We start from the raw sequence: 18,643 nt of genomic DNA on the forward strand, positions 1-18,643 counted from the left end.
ATGGGTCCCGGGAACAAGTCCCGGGACGACGCGGAGTGTGGGGAGACCTAAAACTTCTCCTCGCCCCGCTTCCTCACCGCATCGGGGAAGTCGCGGTAGAGCGCGAAGGTGACGTTTTGGACCAGCGCGTTGACGCCGCGATGTTCGCCCTCGATCTCGCCCGCGCGCGTTGCGACGAAGGAAAAGGCCTCGTCGAGTTGCGCCATGTCGCGCACTTCGATCATGAAATGGAAATCGGCCAGATGGGACGGCCCGAGCCCCAGCTTGCGCCGCGTCAGGCGAAAGCTCTCGACCTTCCCCTCGCGCTTCAGATGGCCCATGTAGCGCGCAAAGGCATCCGCAAATTGCGTGTCCGAGACGCCGGGCTTCAGGTCGCACCAGCCGTGATAAATATCCATTTGCTCCCCCTCAAACGAAAACGGGCGGCACCCCTTTCGAAGCGCCGCCCGCGATACCAGAGCCGTGAAAGCTCAGAGCGCCTTGATGATCTGCTCGACCATCTTCTTCGCATCGCCAAACAGCATCATCGTGTTGTCGCGGAAGAACAGTTCGTTTTCGACACCCGCATAACCCGAACCCATGCCGCGCTTGATGAAGAGCACGGTGCGCGCCTTCTCGACGTCGAGAATGGGCATGCCGTAAATCGGGCTCGACGTATCCGTCTTCGCCGACGGGTTCGTCACGTCGTTCGCGCCGATGACGAAGGCAACGTCGGCCTGCGCGAACTGGTTGTTGATGTCTTCAAGCTCGAAAACTTCGTCGTAAGGGACGTTGGCTTCGGCGAGCAGCACGTTCATGTGACCAGGCATACGACCGGCGACCGGATGGATGGCGTAGGAAATCTTGACGCCTTCCTTCTTCAGATGGTCGGTCATTTCCTTCAGCGCGTGCTGGGCCTGCGCCACCGCCATGCCGTAACCCGGAACGATGATGACCGAACCCGCATTCTTCATGATGAAGGCAGCGTCGTCCGCCGAACCCTGCTTCACAGGGCGCGTCTCGACCTTGCCGCCTGCCGCGGCGCTCGTATCCGCACCGAAGCCGCCAAGAATGACGCTGATGAAAGAGCGGTTCATGCCCTTGCACATGATGTAGCTAAGGATCGCGCCCGACGAACCGACGAGAGCGCCGGTGATGATGAGCGCGAGGTTGCCAAGCGTGAAGCCGATGCCGGCGGCGGCCCAACCCGAATAGGAGTTCAGCATCGAGACGACGACGGGCATGTCCGCGCCGCCGATCGGGATGATGATCAGGAAGCCGAAGATGAAGGCAACGAGCGTGATCGCAAGGAACAGCTCGACCGACTGGTTCGCCGGATCGAGGCAGAGGAACACGACACCGCCGACAATGGCGAGCGCCATGGCCGCATTGATGAAGTGACGCCCCGGCAGCATGATCGGCGCGCCGGACATGTTCCCGTTGAGTTTCGCAAAGGCGATGATCGAGCCCGAGAAGGTGATCGCGCCGATGGCGACGCCAAGCGACATCTCGATGAGATTGCCGGGATGGATCGCGCCAAGCTCGCCGATGCCGTAAGCGGCGGGCGAGAAGAAGGCCGCCCAGGCGACGAGCACCGCAGCAAGACCGACCAGCGAATGGAAGAAGGCGACGAGCTGCGGCATGGCCGTCATGGCAATGCGACGCGCGACGACGGCGCCGATGCCGCCGCCGATGATGACGCCGACAAGGACCAGCGCCCATGTCGTCTGGTTCTGCGTCTGCAGAACGGTAAGCGTCGTCACGATGGCAATACCCATGCCGATCATGCCGAAGCGGTTACCGCCGCGCGAGCTTTCAGGTGAGGACAGGCCGCGAAGCGCCATGATGAACAGGACGCCGGAGACCAGGTAAAGAAGTGCCGCGATATTGGCTGACATGTCTGGGCGCCCCTCAGCGATCTTTTTTCTTGTACATGCCAAGCATGCGTTGAGTAACCAGGAAGCCGCCGAAGATGTTGACCGAGGCAAGGATCACGGCGGCAAAGCCGAGGCCCTTGGACATCCAGCCCGCATCGCCCGCAACCGTCAGATCGACGCCGACGGCGATCAGCGCGCCGACGATGATGACCGACGAAATGGCGTTCGTGACCGACATGAGCGGCGTGTGCAGCGCAGGCGTCACGCTCCACACAACGTAGTAGCCGACGAAAATCGCGAGCACGAAGATCGCAAGCCGGAAAACCAGAGGATCGATTACCGTTTCCATCAGTTTGCTCCTTCGCGGAATTGCGGATGAACCACCTGCCCGTCGCGCGTCAGCGCCGTGCCGGTGATGATCTCGTCTTCCCAATTGATGTTGAGCGACTTCGTGTCCTTGTCGATCAAGGGCGTGATGAAGTTCAGCAGGTTCTTGGAATAGAGAGCCGAAGAGTCGACTGAAAGCTGCGCGGCGACATTGAGATCGCCAATGATCGTGACGCCATGCTTGACGACCGTCTTGCCGGGTTCCGTCAGCGGGCAATTGCCGCCGCGTTCCGCCGCCAGATCGACGATGATCGAACCGGGCTTCATCGTCTTGACCATGTCCTCGCTGACGAGAACGGGGGCCGGACGACCGGGGATCAACGCCGTGGTGATGACGATGTCCTGCTTCTTGATGTGTTCGGCAACGAGAGCGGCCTGGGCGCGCTTGTACTCGTCGCTCATTTCCTTGGCATAGCCGCCGGCCGCATCGCCCGATTCCTCGGATTCGACCATGACGAAAGTGCCGCCAAGGCTCTCGACCTGCTCTTTCGTGGTCGCGCGAACGTCCGTCGCCGACACGATGCAGCCGAGACGCTTTGCGGTCGCAATGGCCTGAAGGCCCGCGACGCCGACGCCCATGATGAAGGCGCGCGCTGGCGCGATGGTGCCCGCCGCCGTCATCATCATCGGCGTTGCGCGCGTGAACGCGGCCGCCGCATTGATGACAGCCTTGTAGCCCGCAAGGTTCGACTGCGACGACAACACGTCCATCGACTGCGCGCGCGTGATGCGCGGCATGAATTCCATGGCGAAGGCGTTGATGCCTGCATCGGCATATTTCTTGATGCGCGCCTTGTCGTCATAGGGATTGAGTATGGCGGCAAGCATCGCGCCGCGCTTCATCAGGCCGATTTCCTCGTCGCTGGGCGCGCGCACCTTGAAGACGAGATCCGCATCTTTCAGCGCCTCGGCTTCAGTGGCGGCGATTTTCGCGCCCGCTTCCTGATAAAGGGCATCGGAGACGCTCGCTTGAGCGCCCGCCCCTGCTTCGACGGTGACGTCGAGGCCAAGGGCGACAAGCTTTTTCACCGTCTCCGGCGAGGCTGCGACGCGCGTTTCGCCGTCCTGCCGTTCTCTGGGGATCGCAAGTTTCATGAACATGCCTGTGTGTAGCAAAGAGCGGCCGCCGGATCGGCGGCCTCTGCTAATTAGAATTATTCCAATTAAATGCCTTGGGCATGATAGTCAACCCCAGCCCCGGGCATTATCGGCGGTCGACCGGCTTACAGAAGGAAAATGGCCATAAGCACGAAAATGACGACAAGCGCGCCAATGCCCCATTTGGCAACGGTGAGGAAACCGGCATAGGTGCCGATATGCTCATCCGCACGCATTGCTGCGCCCCAATCGGGAGTTGCCTTGTTCTCAGCCATGTATCCGCCCTCTTATCGTGATGTCTGCCTTTTTGAGCAGCGCGGACTATAGCAAAGCGAGGGCCTACGGCAAGCGTGCGAGGCACATGCCTGTCCATGCTTATGCAGGGCTCTCGCCCGAATTTGCACAGCATCAAATCTCGAAGGGCGAGCTCTTTGGAAAGTCGGTGCGCCGCGTCGGCTTTGAGTGGTCCCAATCGGCCAGCAGCGCCCGCAATGCGGACACAAAAGCCAGCGGCTGATCGAGCATGATGTGGTGGCGCGCCTGCGGAATTTCGATAAGGGGCGCGGAGCGGCCGAGAAGCCCGGACATGTAATCGCCGATCTCCGGCGGCAGCAGCACGGAGAATTCGCCGCGCATGATGGCGATGCGGCAGCGCGTGGCGGCCAGACGCGCACTCATGTCGCCAATATCGAATCGCTGCCAGATCGCCGGATCGAACTTCCAGGTCCAGCCGCCATCAACCTCTTTCAGGGAATGGCGCGCGATGTAATCGAGGATGTAGCGATTCTCGCAAGGCTGCGGCGGCGCAAGGCGAAAGCGGCCCATCGCCTCGTCAATCGTCGGATAGACGCGGTGAGGACGAAACTCGCGACTGGGCGGGCCACCGGGACGCTCGGGCGGATTGACCGGGCTGTCGACGATGACCGTGCCCGCAAGCCGTTCGCCATAAAGCGCGCCGGTGAGGATGGTGATGAAACCGCCAAATGAATGCCCGACAATGATCGGCGGCTCTTCATTCTTGAAGAAGCCCGCATCTTCGCAAACCGCGATCTGTTCCTCGGCGAAAACCTCGAGCGAATATGTCTCGCGCCAGCCGCTATCGCCCATGCCCGACACGTCGATGGCGGCGACGGAATATTCACGCGCGAGAAACGGCGCGATGAACGACCACCAGCGCGCATGCGCGCCATTGCCGTGAACAAGAAGAAGACCGGGCTTGGAGCGATCGCCCCAGCGCAGATAGTGAACTTGCGTGCCTTCAACCGTGATGGTGCTGCTTTCGGGCTCAATGGCGATGGCGCGCTGAAACCAGCCGGGCGCGTCAATGACCAGTGGTCCCTGCTCGTCACCCGGCGCGATTGCAGGCAGTAGATCGCTCATGCGCTCGCCTGTTTTTTTACGGGCCGATCACCCAGCGCCTTGAAGACGCCGGTGCCCGTCATGATGACGCGGTCCGCACACCAGATGCGGCCTTGCACGGTGAAGAAATCATCCTCGGTGCCGACGATCACGGCATTGCCCTCAACCCAGTCGCCAACTTTCGCCGCCGAAAGAAAATCGGTGAGAAGGCGCACCGTCACCCAATAGCGATGCGCCTTCATCGTGACGGCATGACCGAATGCCATATCGGCAAAAGCCATCAACATGCCGCCATGGCAATTGCCCATGCCGTTGGTGTGATGCTCCTGCACGAGAAAGGCGCGCGCATACTCGCCATCGGTTCCGATCTTTTCATAAAGCGGCCCGATCTGGCGCCCGAAGCCGTGAAACCAGTTCATCGGCTGATAGCCAGCCGGAAGTGAAATGGAGCTTTCTTCGAGGAGATCGTCGGTCATGGAAAAGTCTCGATTTGAATAAGGGTCACACGGGCTTCGGCACGCCCGCCTTCTTTAGCGCGCGCGCCTGACGCTTATCAAGTTTGCCCACATCAAAGCCTTCGATGGTTTCGTTGAAGAGCTTGTAGAAATTCAACTCTGCACCGAGGTGCAGAAAGACGCCGCCAAGACCGATGGCCGCGCGATCCATGAAAACAAACTCGCGCGGCGGCGTCACCGGCCCGAGCTTGCGCAAGGCCTGATGAACCTGAAAGGCTTCCTTGCGGCCATATTCTGCCGGGCTGACGCCATCGGCAATCGAGCGCACGCGATTGTCGAGAAGCGGGCCATAGATGAAACCGGCCCAGACATTCAGAACGTCGATGAGTTCGTTGCTGAGCTTTGTGAAGCCCCAGCGCTTATAGGCCGCCGCCGCGCGGTCGCGATCGTCCGTTTCAAGCGCGCGATAAAGCTCCACCACGCCTTCGACGAAGGCGGCAGGGAAAATGCGGATGCAGCCATAGTCGAGAAGATTGATGCCAAGCGTTTCGCGCACCGTGTAATTGCCGAGATGCGGATCGCCGTGAATGACGCCGTAATGGCTGAAGGGAAGCCACCATGCCATGAACATGGCTTCCGCAATGGCGTTGCGCTCTGCAAGCGAGCGATCGCGGAAGGAAAGCAGCGGCTGACCTTCAAGCCAGGTCATGGTGAGGAGCCGCTTGGTGGAAAGATCGTCCACCGCGACCGGCACGGCGATGCGCGGCTCCTTCGCGAAGATATCGGCGTAAAGCCGCATATGCGCGGCCTCGCGCTCATAGTCGAGCTCTTCGACGAGACGGGCGCGGATCTCGGCATAGATCTCGCGCGTGTCGATTGTCGTGTCGATACGGCGATGGATCGAGAAGATGATGCCGAGCTGATTGAGGTCTGCATCGACCGCCGATTGCATGTCGGGATATTGAAGCTTTGCGGCAAGTGCAGTGCCATCAAGCGCGGTGGCGCGATGCACCTGACCGAGAGAAGCGGCGGCGGCGGCTTCATGCTCGAATGATTTGAACCGCGCCTCCCAGCCCGGCCCAAGTTCGGCACGCATGCGCCGCTTGACGAAGGGCCAGCCCATCGCAGGCGCTGCCGACTGAAGCTCTGAAAGCTCGGCGGCAAATTCCGGCGGGACGACATCGGGAACAGTCGCGAGCATTTGCGCGACCTTCATGATCGGACCTTTGAGCCCGCCAAGCGCGACCTTCAATTCGCGCGCCGTCTTGTCGTTATTCGGCGTCAGGCCGAACATGCGCTGGCCCGCAAATTTCGCGGCAAGCCCGCCAACGCCTGCGCCGACCTGCGCATAGCGTTTCATGCGTCGCCCGAGACGATTGGATTCCTCGTCCTTCAGCGTCGCCCCCTTTAGCGTCACATCGGGCTTCTTGTCGCTCATGCCTCCTGTTCCAATTCGTCGATCAATCCGCGAATGACGGAAAGGCCCTTGTCCCAGAAAGCAGGATCGCTGGCATCGAGGCCAAAGGGAGCGAGCAGCTCCTTGTGACGCAATGTTCCGCCTGCGGACAGCATGTCGAGATAGCGCTCGGCAAAGCCTTCAGACGCTTGCGCATAGACGGCATAAAGCGAATTCACCAGACAATCGCCGAAGGCATAGGCATAGACGTAGAACGGCGCATGAATGAAGTGCGAGATGTAGCACCAATAAGTCTCATAGCCCTCGCCCAGATGAATGGCAGGCCCAAGGCTTTCGCCCTGCACTTCCATCCATATCTTGCCGATCTGCTCGGCGGTGAGTTCGCCTTCGCGCCGCGCCGTGTGGATGCGCCGCTCGAATGTATAGAAGGCGATCTGGCGCACGACCGTATTGAGCATGTCTTCGACCTTGCCCGCGATCATGGCTTTGCGGCACTTCGGGTCTTTCGTATCGGCAAGCAGCTTGCGGAAGGTGAGCATCTCGCCGAAGACGCTGGCGGTTTCGGCAAGCGTCAGCGGCGTGTCGGCCATCAGCGTGCCCTGCCCTGCGGCAAGCACCTGATGGACGCCATGACCAAGCTCATGGGCAAGCGTCATCACATCGCGCGTCTTGCCCTGATAATTGACGAGCACATAAGGATGCGCGCTCGGCACGGTCGGATGCGCGAAGGCGCCCGTGGCCTTGCCCGGGCGCAGCGGCGCATCGATCCAGCCATTGTCGAAAAAGCGCTCGGCGATGTCGGCCATTTTCGGCGTAAAGCCGCGATAGGCGGTGAGCACGGTTTCGCGCGCACTCGCCCATGGAATATGCGCGTCATCCGCTTCCGGCAGCGGCGCGTTGCGATCCCAATATTCGAGCTTGTCGAGGCCCAGCCATTTGGCTTTCAGCGCGTAATAGCGATGCGACAATTGCGGATAGGATTTGCGCACTGCATCGACAAGCGCTGCGACGACTTCGGGCTCGACGCAATTTGCGATGTGACGCGACGAGGCGATGTCGTCGAAGCGACGCCAGCGGTCCTCGATCTCCTTGTCTTTGGCAAGCGTGTTGGTGACAAGAGTGAAGGTGCCGATATTGGCCTCGAACACTTTCGCAAGAGACTTCGCCGCCGCCTCGCGCTTTGCGGGCTCCTTGTCGGAGAGGTGATGCAGCGCTGCCTCAAGCGCGACGGGCGCACCATCAATGTCGAAGGTGAGACGCCCAAGCGTTTCGTCGTAGAGGCGATTCCATGCGCCGCGTCCCGAGACGCTTTTTTCGTGCAGCAGCGTCTCGATCTCGTCGGAAAGCTGATAGGGGCGCATCATGCGCTGATCGCGAAGCCAGGGCGCGTAGTGAGCGAGCGCGGGCGCCTTGAGCGCTGCGGCCATCGCCTCATCTTCCAGCCGATTGAGTTCAAGCGTGAAGAAAAGCAGATCGGTCGATATCTGCGTCACACGCTCCTGCATGTCGCCATAGAACTTGGCATTCACGGGATTGGTATTGTCGGTCGCGTAAAGCAACCCGGCATAGGACATGACGCGGCCAAGCGTGTCTTCCATCGCTTCGTAAGCGCGGATCGCCTCGGCCAGCGCCTCGCCACCCTGCGGCGCACCGACAAGCGCGGAGAGCTTGCCGCGATACTGCGCGGCGAAGGTCCTGGCGGCGTCTGCCACCTGCGAAAGATCGCGGCCGAGTTCCGGCGCTTCAGGGCTCGAATAGAGATCGCTCAAATCCCAGACGGGCAGATCGCTCTCAGCCGATGGGGATGCGGATGGCTCTGCAAGCGAGCGAAGGGGCTTTGAAAAGTGACGCATGAACACTCCGGGCTTGGAGGCCGAGGAAAGCCGACCTCAAGCTTATATCGCGCGGCGGGACGCCATGTTCAACATGGGCCAAGAAAAGCTTTACGCCGAGCGCCAAAAGAAAAGGCCCCGACCTTGCGGTCGGGGCCTTCAATCTGTCTATCGAGACGACCCTTACGGGCAGACCGACACAACCGCACGGCGGTTCAGCGGCTCACGCACGCCGTCGCCCGTCTGGACTGCGAGGTTCGCCTCGCCATCCGAAGTGACCGAGCAGGTCGACTTGCCATTGGCCGTGAGCGCGTTGGCGACCGAGGTCGCACGACGATTGCCCAGAGCGTTGTTGTAGGCGTTGCTGCCCGACGTATCGGTGTGACCAACAACCGCGAAGGCCGGAGTAGCGGACTTCGAGATTTCCTGGATCACAGCCTGTGCTTCTTGCGTCAGGTTGAACTTGTTGAAGCCGAAGTAGATGGTCCAGGGACCGCCCACGGCAACAGCTGCCCTTGCTTCGCAAGCCGTCAGCGCTTCATAGAAAGCTGCCTTCTCGGCCTTCACGCGTTCCGGCTGAACCGGACCGCCTTCGCCACCGAGCCACGAGCCATTGTTGCCGAGCTTATTGTCGCTCGCCTGCTCAACCCAGCCGTCATAGTAACGCTGCGCCTTGGCGCATTCGCAAGCACGGGGGCCAGTGCGACCACCATTATCGAGCGCTGCGAGCAGCTTCGCACGCGCGTCCTGCAGCTCAGGCAGGTCGGATGCGAGCACGCCACGCGTGGAAGGATCCCAAGGAAGCACCGTCTCGCCAGCGGCCGCAGCGCGACCCTTTGCAACGATAGCGGCTGTGTCGACCCAATTGCAGTCGACATAAGCTTCAGAGGTCGCCCTCTCCTGATATTCGCGAGCCAGACACGCGTTGAAGGAGTCGCCGCTGATCGTTTCATGCAGATACGATTCAGCAGTCCAGGTGCCGCAGCCTGCAAGCACGAGGAAAGTCCCCATCGCTATAAGGCGGGATATCATTTTCATCCCAATCTCCGTCGTTATTTATGCTCAACCGCCCGACTTCGTGACGGGAGGCCCGGACCCCACCGGTATCTAACATCAGGCAATCTAATCGCATGGAACCCGACCGACCATCAACCGGATTTGCCAATTTCCCTTAAGTTCGAGCCTCAAAGTTACACGATGGCAACACTATTCCGTATCCGAGACGATTTCACCCGGGGCCAATTTGGGGAGTTATTGACCCAGTTTTATGGAAGAAACCTACGCTCCGAAGGTTGCCATAGGATTAAGATGGTCTTTACCACTTCGCCCCAATATGGGCCAGGTAGATGCATATGACCCGCATTCCCTGAACCATCGAGGCACGTAATGACTCAGGCCATACTGATCGTCGACGACGACCCTGCACAGAGACGCATTCTGGAAGAGGTCGTGAATCGCGATGGTTATCGCGCCGTCTCGGTAGACGGCGGCGCGGCGGCCCTGACCTATCTCGAAGGTCCATCCGGCTCCGAAATTTCCTTGGTGATCCTTGACCTTGTGATGCCCGGCGTCGATGGCATGGAAGTGCTGAAGCGCGTCCATCCGACGAAGCCCAACCTGCCGGTCATCGTTCTGACGGCGCATGGCGGCATCGAAACGGTGGTCAACGTGATGCGCGAAGGCGCGACCGATTTCGTCATCAAGCCGGTGAGCCCCGAGCGCCTCCACGTGTCGATGCGCAATGCGCTGAAGGTTAATGCGCTGACGGGTGAAATTTCGCGTTTGCAGAAGAAGCAGTCAGGCCGCCTGACCTTCTCCGACCTCATCGCGCGCAGCGCCGGAATGGGTCAGGTGATCCGTCTCGGCAAGCGCGCCGCCCAGTCGAACATTCCCATTCTGATCGAAGGCGAAAGCGGCGTCGGCAAGGAGCTGATCGCCAGCGCCATTCAGGGCGAGAGCGAACGCGCGGGCAAACCCTTCATCACCGTCAATTGCGGCGCCATCCCGGAAAATCTGGTCGAGAGCATTCTCTTCGGCCATGAGAAAGGCGCCTTCACCGGCGCCAGCGACAAGCATGCCGGCAAGTTTCAGGAAGCCAGCGGCGGTACGCTTTTCCTCGACGAAATCGGCGAGCTGCCCCTCGACGTGCAGGTGAAACTGTTGCGCGCGCTGCAACAGGGCGAGGTCGATCCCGTCGGCTCCAAGAAGCCGGTGAAGGTCGATATCCGCCTCATCTCTGCAACGAACCGCGATCTGCTGCAGATGGTGAAGGAAGGCCGCTTCCGCGAAGACCTTTACTATCGCCTCAATGTCTTCCCGATGAATGTGCCGCCGCTGCGCGAGCGCAAGGACGACATTCCCGATCTCGTCGCGCATTTCATCCGTCGCCTCGCGGCGGAAGAAGGCAAGCCCGTGCTCGGCATTTCGCGCGACGCGCTCGCCATGCTTTGCGCCTTCGACTGGCCGGGCAACGTGCGTCAGGTCGAAAACGCCGTCTTCCGCGCCATCGTGCTTTGCGACGGCGAAATGCTCGAGGCCTCGGACTTTCCGCAGATCGCCAGCATGGTCGACGGCTATGCGGAATCCGCCATGCCGCGCGCACCCTCGCTCGCGCCTGTCGCCGCGCAGAGCTACGCCGAACCGGCACATGCGCCGATGCGCGAAAACCGGAACACGCTCGCCGAATTCGCGCGCTCGAATTTCTCCGACGGCATCGCCGTCACGGATGATGCGGGTAATGTGCGCAAGCTCGAAGACATCGAAGCGGAGATGATCCGCCTCGCCATCGAGAAATATAAGGGCCACATGACGGAAGTGGCGCGTCGCCTCGGCATTGGCCGTTCGACGCTCTACCGAAAGGTCCGCGAACTTGGCCTTGAAGTCCGCGAAGGCTCCTGATCGGCCTCACATAATCGCAAGCGGAACGGCGCGGGATAGCATCTCGCGCCGTTTTGCCGTCCGGAGGGGCCATATGGCACACCATTGATCCCATTGCGCGAAGAGTGCTATCTCCTCCCCTCCGCATTGCACAATAGAAGTTTCGCCCAAAATGAAGATGGCGCCCGTTACCTTCCTGCTGGGCCTCGTGGCAACCGCACTGATAACGGTTTTCATCTGGAAATTCCTGGGCGCGCCCGTCGACATGGTCGATGCGCCCGCGGGAAAGGTGCATTGCGTCAGCTATACGCCCTATCGCGGCAGCGACACGCCCTTCAATCCCGATTTCATCGCCGATCCCGCCCGCATCGAAGCCGATCTCGTGCTGCTTTCGAGTGTGACCGATTGCGTCCGCATCTACAGCGTCGATCTCGGCCTTGCCGCGACCGTGCCGCTTGCTGCCAAGCACGGCATGCAGGTGCTCCTCGGCATCTGGATCGGGATGGACGAGGAGAAAAACGCAAAGCAGATCGCGCAGGCGATCGAGCTTGCCAATGCCTATCCCAAGGCGATCCGCGCCATCATCGTCGGCAATGAAGTGCTGCTGCGCGGCGAACAGACGCCCGACGATCTGGTGCGCTATCTGAAAACGGTGAAGGAAGCGACGGGCCTGCCCGTGACCTATGCCGATGTGACGGATTTCTGGATGAAGGCGCCGCCGGCGCTTGCCGACGCAGCCGACTTCGTCACGATCCATATTCTTCCCTATTGGGAGAACAATCCGACCTCGGCGGCCGAAGGCGTCAACTACCTGAAAAGCGTGCGCGAGGATGTCGCCGCGCATTTTCCGGGCAAACGCATATTCATCGGCGAAACGGGGTTTCCGAGCCATGGTCGCGAGCGCGGCGGCGCCGTGCCGTCGATCGTTTCCGAAGCGCGCTATCTGCGTGAATTCGCAGCCTATGCCGAAAGTGTCGACCTCGATTATAATTTGATCGAAGCCTTCGACCAGCCATGGAAGCGCGCGCTGGAAGGCACGGTCGGCGGTCACTGGGGTTTCTTCACCACCGATCGCGAACCGAAATTTCCCTGGACCGGCCCCGTTTCCGAACATCCAAAATGGCGTCTTGAAGCAGGCTCAAGCTTCGCGCTTTCGCTTCTCGTGCTGATGATCATGGCTTGGCGCGGCGGCAAGCCCGAAGCGCTGGGCGGCCTTGCCGCAGGCTTCGGCGCGGGCTTTGCGGGCACGGCGCTTCTCCTTCAGGCCGAGCATTCGATCGTGGCGTGGCGCACGCCGCTCGAAGGTGCCGTCGAATTGCTGCTCTTTGCCCAGTCGCTCGCCGTCGTCGTTTTCGTTTTGCCCGAGATCACCAAGAAGCGTCAGGCAGCCGGGCCCATGCCGATTGCCGCGACCCTCGACTGGCTGCGCGCGCCGAACCGCGCCTGTCTTGGAATGCCGCTCTATCTGGGGCTGACGCAGCTCGCCGTGGCATTCTCCGCCATGGTTGTTTCGATGGGCCTGAGCTTCGACAATCGCTATCGCGATTTTCCGCTCGCCGCCTTCGGCCTTGCGGCACTGAGCCTTGCGCTGCTCGCGCTCAATCGCGGCGACCACAAGCGCGCGCTGCCGAACCGCCGCGAGGAAACGCTGTTCGCGCTGCTCTTCATCGTCAATGCCGGCGTGATTGCCTTCAATGAAGGCCCGCACAACGCCGAAGCGCTGACCTGGTGCCTGCTCAACCTGCTGTTTGCACTGCCATGGATCGGCAATCTGAAAGCGGCCGTGTTCGGCGTCTTCAGCTCCGCGGCAGACGCAAAAGCGTAAGCACCAGACCGACCGCGGCATATTCCGAATTGTAGAGCACGAGCCCGACAAGGCTCATCGAGAAGCCGAGCCAGATCGCCCAGCGCCAGCCGAAGGCGATGGCGGCAAGGCCGCCTGCAAGGCCGAGCCAGCCCCAGACCTTCCATATATGCATCATCACGACGGCCTGACGCGGCTCGCACCACCAGGGTCCGGTGTCATCGGCGCAGGCTATGCCGATGGCATGGGGTTCGATCACGAGATAGCGCATCAAAAGGGCGGCGGCGAGAATGGCCGCCCCGGCAACGAGCCAGGACGCGATGCGGGAACGGGGCCATGAATGCGCGGCATCGGTCACGAAATTTCTCCAGCGATAGCGCAAGGAGCATTCCCCTGCCCGCTCGCTATAGCAGGTCGCAAGCGCCGGAAGAAGATGAAGACGATCTAGGCTGCCGGAAAGGATATATGGCGGGATACCCCGCCGCCGCTGCTTGCGTCGCTCCCGCCGCGCGAACCCGCCTTTTTCGCCAAAGACGCAGGCTGCCGGGATGCATCGCCCGCCGACAGGGCGGACAGGAACCGCGCCGCCCAGCGATGAATGTCGTTTTCTTCGACGATCTTCATCATGCCCGCATGGCGCCTGCGCCGTTCATCCAGCGGCATTTCAAGCGCACGCTTCAGCGCCGCCGCCACGGCTTCCGCCTCATGTGGATTGACGAGCAAGGCGCCGTCGCCAAGCTCGAAGGCGGCACCCGCAAATTGCGACAGAATGAGAACGCCCGGATCGGCGGGATCCTGCGCGGCGACATATTCCTTGGCGACGAGGTTCATACCGTCGCGCAAGGGCGTGACGAGGCCGACATCGGCCATGCGATAAAGACCGGCAAGCGCCGTGCGCGAATAGCTGCGATTGATATAGCGGATCGGCGTCCAGATCGCCTCGCCATAGTCGCCGTTCACCTGCCCCGTCTTGGCGTTGATCTGGTGTTCCATGTCGGCATATTCCTGCACCTCGGAACGGCTCTTCGGCGTGATCTGCAGATAGGTGACGCGGTTGTGCCAATCCTCGTTCGCAGCGAGAAAGCGCTCAAAGGCGTCCATGCGCTCTGGAATGCCTTTCGAATAATCGAGCCTGTCGACGCCTATGACGAGGCTGCGGCCCGACATGCTTTCTCGTACCTCCTTGACGAAGGAGGAACGGCTGATGCGCCGCGCACAACGGGCGAAAACCTCCGTCTCGATGCCGACCGGAAACGCGCCGATCCGAACCTGCCTGTCAGGAAATTCAAAAAGATGATCACCGTCGATCTCGCGCCCGCCAAGCAGCGCGAAATAACGCGCGAGATTCTCGCGGTCGTTTTCGGTCTGAACGCCGACGAGATCGTATTGCGTCAATGCGGCGCTGACTTCCAGATGATGCGGCAATGCCTGAATGATTTCGAGCGAGGGAAAAGGAATGTGCAGGAAGAAGCCGATCTTGTTGCGGTGACCGCGCTCGCGCAGAAATTTTGCCAGCGGCATCAGATGATAATCGTGAATCCACACGACATCGTCGGGCTTCAGAAAACGCGAAACATGTTCGGCGAATTCTTCATTGACGCGCATATAGCCGGACAGATCGGCACGTGAAAATTCCGCGAGATCGACGCGGTAATGCATCAGGGGCCAGAGCACGCGATTGGCAAAGCCGTGATAATATTCCTGAAGATCGTCAGGCGACAGATCGGTGACGCAATAATCGATATTGTTGCTGGTCGTGACCTCAGGCGTGAGCGAAGGCGTCTCGCTGACGTGCCCGCTCCAGCCGAACCAGACGCCGCCGCGTTCACGCAAGGCGGAGTTGATGGCAACGGCAAGCCCGCCTGCTGCCTTTGCCCGCCCCGCTTGCGGCACTGCGACCCTGTTTGAAACGACGATAAGACGTGACACCAGCTACACTCCAGTTTTTCTATTCGGCAACAATGAAACGGACGGGCCTGACCATTCGCTCGCGACCAGCGCCAGCCAGCGGCGCACATCTTCGGCTTGATCGAAACGCCCGCTTGCTCCCTCGACATCGCGCCCGACGGAAAAGCCATAGCCGCCTCGCGCTATGGCGGTCCTGAAACCTGCTTCATCCGTTACATCGTCGCCGATCATCACGGGCAAACGGCCGTGAAAGGCGGCGGTGTCTAGGAATGCGGCGACCGCCGTTCCCTTGTCGTAACCCTTGTGCTTCACCTCGAAAACGAAATGACCGGGCAGAATAACGAGACGCGGATCGGCCTGACGCGCAAGTTCGCTATCGATTGCGGCAAGCATCTCGATGCGCCGGTCGGCACAGGCGCGATAATGCATGGCGACGCTCGCGCCCTTATCCTCGACTATTGCGCCCGGAAAATGCTGAGCGAGCGCGACAAGTTTCCTGCGCAAATCGACACGAAGGAGAGCAGATGGCGCCTGCACGACCTCTGCATCGGGCACGAACCGCAATTCCGCGCCGTGAACCCCCGCCGTGCAAAGCCGCAACGGATGGAAAAGCCTGTCGATGGCATCGACGCTGCGACCGCTGATCAGCGCAAGCGCACCATGTAGTTTTTGCGTAGCGCGAAGAAGGTCGCCACGAAGGGATTGAGGCACGGCCACATCTTGAGGTCGCGGCGCGAGATCGATAAGCGTGCCGTCAACATCGAGAAAAAGACAAATCTCGTCAGACAAAAGTTTCTGTCCCATTTCGTCAGATATGAGGTTGATCGCGACGAGCATTCCGCGCCTTAACCCGCAGAAATATGGGCGCTGAAATGACGTGGTGCCGCGGAGACAAACGACCGGGTTACGGATTTAACGCGCAGGCGCTCCGTTTGGTTCCGATTTAATTGAATTTACGAGAACCGGCGCGTGCACCGCACAACAAGGGGTATGGAAACAAATCGCCGCCTCGCTCGTTTGTTGAATGTCGAGAATATGCAATCGGCCTTCATCTCGGCCGACGACACCATGCGAGAGAAGAGGAAACATCATGAAGAAGAATTTCACACGCGTCGCATTGCTGGTGCTTGTTGCCGGTTATGGCGCTGCGGGCCTTGCCGCTTGCAATACCGTTGAAGGCGCCGGCAAGGACGTGAAGGCGACAGGCTCGACCATCGAAAACTCGGCGCGCAACGCCAAGTGACGAGAAGCTGAAACGGCGCATTGAATTCTTCTTATCCATTGAACAGCGACGTCGCACAAAGGCGTCGTAGAGAGGAGACGCTCATGTTGTCCTGGGCCATAACATTTCTGATCATCGCACTCATCGCCGGCGTGCTTGGCTTCGGCGGTATCGCCAGCACCTCTGCGGGCATCGCGCAGATTCTCTTTGTCGTATTTCTGGTTCTGTTTCTGGCGAGCCTCCTGTTCGGCGTCGTCCGTGGACGCCGCCCGCCGGTTTAAACGAGCCATATCTAAAACAGGAAAGGGGCCCATCGCGTGGGCCCCTTTTTCTTGTCACCGCCGATGAAATCAATGCCCGTCGCCGGACAGGTCGTCGACATTCTGAAGGATGGTGTCGAGCGCAGATACGGCCGAGAGCGGCTCATCCGTGCGCAGGGCCAACTCGTCTCCTGAAAGCATCCGCTCCACCGCTGTGCGCGCCCGCGCCACACGGCTTTTGACCGTGCCGATGGCACAGCCGCAAATCTCGGCGGCTTCTTCATAGGAAAATCCGCCCGCGCCGACGAGAACAAGCGCCTCGCGCTGAGCCGCCGGCAGCTTAAGCAAGGCACGCTGCAAATCGGCAAGCTGCATATATTGTTCCTGGCCTGCAGGCGCCGACAATATCTCTTCGGCTTTCGCGTCATCCCATTCGCCCGTGAAGCGCGCACGGCGCATTTGCGAGCGAAAGAGATTGCGCAGGATCGTATGCGTCCACGCCGCCATGCTGGTGCCGGCCTCGAACCGCTTGCGCGCCGTCCAGGCCTTCAGCATGGTTTCCTGAACGAGATCGTCGGCCATTTCCCGATGCCCGCAAAGGCTTCGCCCGAAGGCGCGCAATTGCGGGATGACAGCCGCCAGCTCCGTCTTGAAGTCTTCGTCATTGAGATGAATGACATCGGGACGAGGTTGCGGCGCGTCACTCATGCGGGCACCTCGGCGCGTATCGCCTTTGCGCTGTTCGTCACAGCAAGCGCCGCGACGGGCGCAATCGTCGGCAAATTCATGTCGGTGACTGCGATGACCGAATGATCGCCTTCGGCGGCAACAAAACCCTGCAGGCCGAACATGTCGCCCGGTATGAGCACATTCAAAACCCGACGTCTCTCATCCTTGAGCATCTGATAACGAATGGCCCAACCTCTCTCGACGATGAAGGCGCGCTTAAACGCCTCGCCTGCGACGACAATGTCGCGCCCTCGCTCCGCAACCTGTTTTTGCGCGGGGAGGGTTCGCAATGGTGCGAAATCACTTTCTGTCAGTTCGGCATAATGAGACAGCCGCTTGAACAGAGGCATCATGCTGCCCTCGCGTCGTGACCGGAGTGGATGTCGCAACCTCCTGGAGAGATACGAGAGACCGGAGAAAACAGATCGCGACCAACTCCATAAATCGAGATGGCGCTCGAATTAAACGCACAGCGCCTCAACGGGTTCCATATGGAACTCCGCAAATTGGGCCTATTCGTGGCAATCAGTCCGCCAGCGACACAGTGCTGCTGAGAAACAGCGCCTGACTGATCGCAGCCTTGACGGCATTTCGCTGAAACGGCTTGGTGATGAGGAAGGTCGGCTCCGGCCTGTCGCCCGTCAGCAGGCGTTCGGGAAATGCCGTGATGAAGATCACCGGAACGGTTATGCCGCCCAGAATATCTTTCACCGCATCGATGCCCGAGCTGCCATCGGCAAGCTGAATATCGGCAAGCACAAGTCCGGGCTGCCTGTGTTTTGCAGCCGCCACGGCCTCCTTGCGCGTCACCGCCGTGCCGCTGACCTTGTGGCCCAGCTCGCGGACGATTTCCTCAAGATCCATCGAGATGATCGGTTCATCCTCGATAATCAGCACTTCGGTCGCGATCTGACTGTCTATCTGCGCCAGCGCAGCTTCGAGCAGGGCGTCCATTTCTTCATTGGCGACACCGATGATGAGGGCTGCATCGGCGGCGCTGAACCCCTCCATCGCCGTCAGCAGCAAGGCCTGACGGTTGAGAGGCGTGAGGCGGCCAAGCTTTTCCGCGGCTATCCGCGTCGGATCGGACTCTGCTGCGCCATCCGGTTGGACCTCAATATTGACGGTCGCCCAAATCGTATGGAACAACTGATACAGGCCGGGACGTGCTTCGATACCTGTCGGGAAGCAGGCTGGATTGTCGATGATCGCCATCAAGGTTGCGCGTACAAAGGAATCGCCGCGTTCCTGGCTGCCTGTCAGAGCACGAGCATAGCGACGAAGATACGGCAGATGCGGACCGAGTTCCTGTGCGAGTGACATATCAGTCTGGACTCCTTTGTTCATCCGGCAGGACCGGTCTCCATGGTGCACTGAAATTAGTGGGCAGAATATGTCTTACTTGATGGAACCATTGAGCCGAAAAAGAGTTTCATTCA

20 protein-coding genes are annotated in these 18,643 nt (G+C 60.4%); 4 read left to right on the forward strand and 16 right to left on the reverse strand.

From position 1 onward, the window contains the following. Positions 1 to 47: 47 nt before the first annotated feature. From WA943_RS07235 to WA943_RS07280, 10 genes are all read right to left on the reverse strand, one after another. Positions 48 to 398, reverse strand: coding sequence for a DUF6614 family protein (locus WA943_RS07235; protein WP_424469189.1), 351 nt, complete (start codon positions 396 to 398; stop codon positions 48 to 50). A gap of 72 nt (positions 399 to 470) precedes the next feature. After that, positions 471 to 1,877, reverse strand: coding sequence for an NAD(P)(+) transhydrogenase (Re/Si-specific) subunit beta (locus tag WA943_RS07240; protein ID WP_424469190.1), 1,407 nt, complete (start codon positions 1,875 to 1,877; stop codon positions 471 to 473). A 13-nt stretch (positions 1,878 to 1,890) separates the two neighbouring features. Continuing rightward, on the reverse strand, positions 1,891 to 2,289 hold the full coding sequence (locus WA943_RS07245; RefSeq protein ID WP_424469191.1) for an NAD(P) transhydrogenase subunit alpha: 399 nt from the start codon (positions 2,287 to 2,289) through the stop codon (positions 1,891 to 1,893). Then, positions 2,205 to 3,338: a Re/Si-specific NAD(P)(+) transhydrogenase subunit alpha gene (locus tag WA943_RS07250; RefSeq protein WP_424469192.1), complete on the reverse strand. Its 1,134-nt coding sequence runs from the start codon at positions 3,336 to 3,338 to the stop codon at positions 2,205 to 2,207. The genes WA943_RS07245 and WA943_RS07250 overlap by 85 nt, the downstream gene beginning before the upstream one ends. A 128-nt stretch (positions 3,339 to 3,466) precedes the next feature. After that, positions 3,467 to 3,616 carry an aa3-type cytochrome c oxidase subunit IV gene (locus tag WA943_RS07255; RefSeq protein ID WP_424469193.1) on the reverse strand — a complete coding sequence of 50 codons (150 nt, stop codon included), beginning with the start codon at positions 3,614 to 3,616 and terminating at the stop codon, positions 3,467 to 3,469. 133 nt (positions 3,617 to 3,749) lie between these two features. After that, positions 3,750 to 4,721: an alpha/beta fold hydrolase gene (locus tag WA943_RS07260; protein WP_424469194.1), complete on the reverse strand. Its 972-nt coding sequence runs from the start codon at positions 4,719 to 4,721 to the stop codon at positions 3,750 to 3,752. Continuing rightward, a complete protein-coding gene (locus WA943_RS07265; RefSeq protein WP_424469195.1) occupies positions 4,718 to 5,176 on the reverse strand; it encodes a PaaI family thioesterase in 459 nt (152 codons plus the stop codon). The genes WA943_RS07260 and WA943_RS07265 overlap by 4 nt, the downstream gene beginning before the upstream one ends. A 25-nt stretch (positions 5,177 to 5,201) precedes the next feature. Then, complete coding sequence (locus tag WA943_RS07270; RefSeq protein WP_424469196.1) at positions 5,202 to 6,593, reverse strand: ABC1 kinase family protein; 1,392 nt, start codon at positions 6,591 to 6,593, stop codon at positions 5,202 to 5,204. Further along, on the reverse strand, positions 6,590 to 8,425 hold the full coding sequence (locus WA943_RS07275; RefSeq protein WP_424469197.1) for a M3 family oligoendopeptidase: 1,836 nt from the start codon (positions 8,423 to 8,425) through the stop codon (positions 6,590 to 6,592). Before WA943_RS07275 ends, WA943_RS07270 begins: the two co-directional genes overlap by 4 nt. Positions 8,426 to 8,587: 162 nt before the next feature. Then, entirely contained in the window at positions 8,588 to 9,442 is an 855-nt protein-coding gene (locus tag WA943_RS07280) for an OmpA family protein (protein WP_424469198.1), read from the reverse strand. 348 nt (positions 9,443 to 9,790) lie between these two features. On the opposite strand from WA943_RS07280, the gene WA943_RS07285 reads away from it, so the two are divergent. Together WA943_RS07285 and WA943_RS07290 are read left to right on the forward strand one after the other, a co-directional pair. Beyond that, positions 9,791 to 11,302: a sigma-54-dependent transcriptional regulator gene (locus WA943_RS07285; RefSeq protein ID WP_424469199.1), complete on the forward strand. Its 1,512-nt coding sequence runs from the start codon at positions 9,791 to 9,793 to the stop codon at positions 11,300 to 11,302. A 151-nt stretch (positions 11,303 to 11,453) separates the two neighbouring features. Beyond that, positions 11,454 to 13,106, forward strand: coding sequence for a beta-(1-6) glucans synthase (locus tag WA943_RS07290; RefSeq protein ID WP_424469200.1), 1,653 nt, complete (start codon positions 11,454 to 11,456; stop codon positions 13,104 to 13,106). Here WA943_RS07290 and WA943_RS07295 read toward each other — a convergent pair. The 3 genes from WA943_RS07295 to otsB all read right to left on the reverse strand — a co-directional run bounded on the left by WA943_RS07295 (position 13,078) and on the right by otsB (position 15,830). Beyond that, on the reverse strand, positions 13,078 to 13,443 hold the full coding sequence (locus tag WA943_RS07295; protein WP_424469201.1) for a hypothetical protein: 366 nt from the start codon (positions 13,441 to 13,443) through the stop codon (positions 13,078 to 13,080). The genes WA943_RS07290 and WA943_RS07295 overlap by 29 nt on opposite strands. Before the next feature lie 86 nt (positions 13,444 to 13,529). Beyond that, the gene (gene otsA, locus WA943_RS07300) at positions 13,530 to 15,014 is read right to left on the reverse strand and encodes an alpha,alpha-trehalose-phosphate synthase (UDP-forming) (RefSeq protein ID WP_424469202.1); all 1,485 of its coding nucleotides are present in this window, start codon (positions 15,012 to 15,014) and stop codon (positions 13,530 to 13,532) included. 3 nt (positions 15,015 to 15,017) lie between these two features. Beyond that, positions 15,018 to 15,830, reverse strand: a complete 813-nt coding sequence (gene otsB, locus WA943_RS07305; protein WP_424469203.1) for a trehalose-phosphatase — start codon at positions 15,828 to 15,830, stop codon at positions 15,018 to 15,020. 253 nt (positions 15,831 to 16,083) lie between these two features. Here otsB and WA943_RS07310 point away from each other — a divergent pair, with 253 nt between their 5' ends. Together WA943_RS07310 and WA943_RS07315 are read left to right on the forward strand one after the other, a co-directional pair. After that, positions 16,084 to 16,236 carry an entericidin A/B family lipoprotein gene (locus WA943_RS07310; RefSeq protein WP_424469204.1) on the forward strand — a complete coding sequence of 51 codons (153 nt, stop codon included), beginning with the start codon at positions 16,084 to 16,086 and terminating at the stop codon, positions 16,234 to 16,236. Positions 16,237 to 16,319: 83 nt separating this feature from the next. Further along, on the forward strand, positions 16,320 to 16,496 hold the full coding sequence (locus WA943_RS07315) for a DUF1328 domain-containing protein (RefSeq protein WP_424469205.1): 177 nt from the start codon (positions 16,320 to 16,322) through the stop codon (positions 16,494 to 16,496). Between the two features lie 69 nt (positions 16,497 to 16,565). Here WA943_RS07315 and WA943_RS07320 read toward each other — a convergent pair whose 3' ends face one another. The 3 genes from WA943_RS07320 to WA943_RS07330 all read right to left on the reverse strand — a co-directional run bounded on the left by WA943_RS07320 (position 16,566) and on the right by WA943_RS07330 (position 18,527). After that, positions 16,566 to 17,183, reverse strand: a complete 618-nt coding sequence (locus WA943_RS07320; protein WP_424469206.1) for a sigma-70 family RNA polymerase sigma factor — start codon at positions 17,181 to 17,183, stop codon at positions 16,566 to 16,568. Further along, on the reverse strand, positions 17,180 to 17,557 hold the full coding sequence (locus WA943_RS07325) for a cyclic nucleotide-binding domain-containing protein (protein ID WP_424469207.1): 378 nt from the start codon (positions 17,555 to 17,557) through the stop codon (positions 17,180 to 17,182). The genes WA943_RS07320 and WA943_RS07325 overlap by 4 nt, the downstream gene beginning before the upstream one ends. Positions 17,558 to 17,729: 172 nt before the next feature. Further along, positions 17,730 to 18,527: a response regulator gene (locus tag WA943_RS07330; RefSeq protein ID WP_424469208.1), complete on the reverse strand. Its 798-nt coding sequence runs from the start codon at positions 18,525 to 18,527 to the stop codon at positions 17,730 to 17,732. Positions 18,528 to 18,643: the final 116 nt, after the last annotated feature.

It is taken from the genome of Parvibaculum sp., assembly GCF_049651025.1.
Taxonomy (GTDB): domain Bacteria; phylum Pseudomonadota; class Alphaproteobacteria; order Parvibaculales; family Parvibaculaceae; genus Parvibaculum.

Coding starts and splice junctions, on each gene's coding strand:
- WA943_RS07315 (WP_424469205.1), top strand. CDS start 16,320: ATGTTGTCCTGGGCCATAACATTTCTGATCATCGCACTCATCGCCGGC.
- WA943_RS07255 (WP_424469193.1), bottom strand. CDS start 3,616: ATGGCTGAGAACAAGGCAACTCCCGATTGGGGCGCAGCAATGCGTGCG.
- WA943_RS07325 (WP_424469207.1), bottom strand. CDS start 17,557: ATGATGCCTCTGTTCAAGCGGCTGTCTCATTATGCCGAACTGACAGAA.
- WA943_RS07260 (WP_424469194.1), bottom strand. CDS start 4,721: ATGAGCGATCTACTGCCTGCAATCGCGCCGGGTGACGAGCAGGGACCA.
- WA943_RS07320 (WP_424469206.1), bottom strand. CDS start 17,183: ATGAGTGACGCGCCGCAACCTCGTCCCGATGTCATTCATCTCAATGAC.
- WA943_RS07275 (WP_424469197.1), bottom strand. CDS start 8,425: ATGCGTCACTTTTCAAAGCCCCTTCGCTCGCTTGCAGAGCCATCCGCA.
- WA943_RS07265 (WP_424469195.1), bottom strand. CDS start 5,176: ATGACCGACGATCTCCTCGAAGAAAGCTCCATTTCACTTCCGGCTGGC.
- otsB (WP_424469203.1), bottom strand. CDS start 15,830: ATGCTCGTCGCGATCAACCTCATATCTGACGAAATGGGACAGAAACTT.
- WA943_RS07250 (WP_424469192.1), bottom strand. CDS start 3,338: ATGAAACTTGCGATCCCCAGAGAACGGCAGGACGGCGAAACGCGCGTC.
- WA943_RS07270 (WP_424469196.1), bottom strand. CDS start 6,593: ATGAGCGACAAGAAGCCCGATGTGACGCTAAAGGGGGCGACGCTGAAG.
- WA943_RS07235 (WP_424469189.1), bottom strand. CDS start 398: ATGGATATTTATCACGGCTGGTGCGACCTGAAGCCCGGCGTCTCGGAC.
- WA943_RS07290 (WP_424469200.1), top strand. CDS start 11,454: ATGAAGATGGCGCCCGTTACCTTCCTGCTGGGCCTCGTGGCAACCGCA.
- WA943_RS07240 (WP_424469190.1), bottom strand. CDS start 1,877: ATGTCAGCCAATATCGCGGCACTTCTTTACCTGGTCTCCGGCGTCCTG.
- WA943_RS07330 (WP_424469208.1), bottom strand. CDS start 18,527: ATGTCACTCGCACAGGAACTCGGTCCGCATCTGCCGTATCTTCGTCGC.
- WA943_RS07310 (WP_424469204.1), top strand. CDS start 16,084: ATGAAGAAGAATTTCACACGCGTCGCATTGCTGGTGCTTGTTGCCGGT.
- WA943_RS07280 (WP_424469198.1), bottom strand. CDS start 9,442: ATGAAAATGATATCCCGCCTTATAGCGATGGGGACTTTCCTCGTGCTT.
- WA943_RS07285 (WP_424469199.1), top strand. CDS start 9,791: ATGACTCAGGCCATACTGATCGTCGACGACGACCCTGCACAGAGACGC.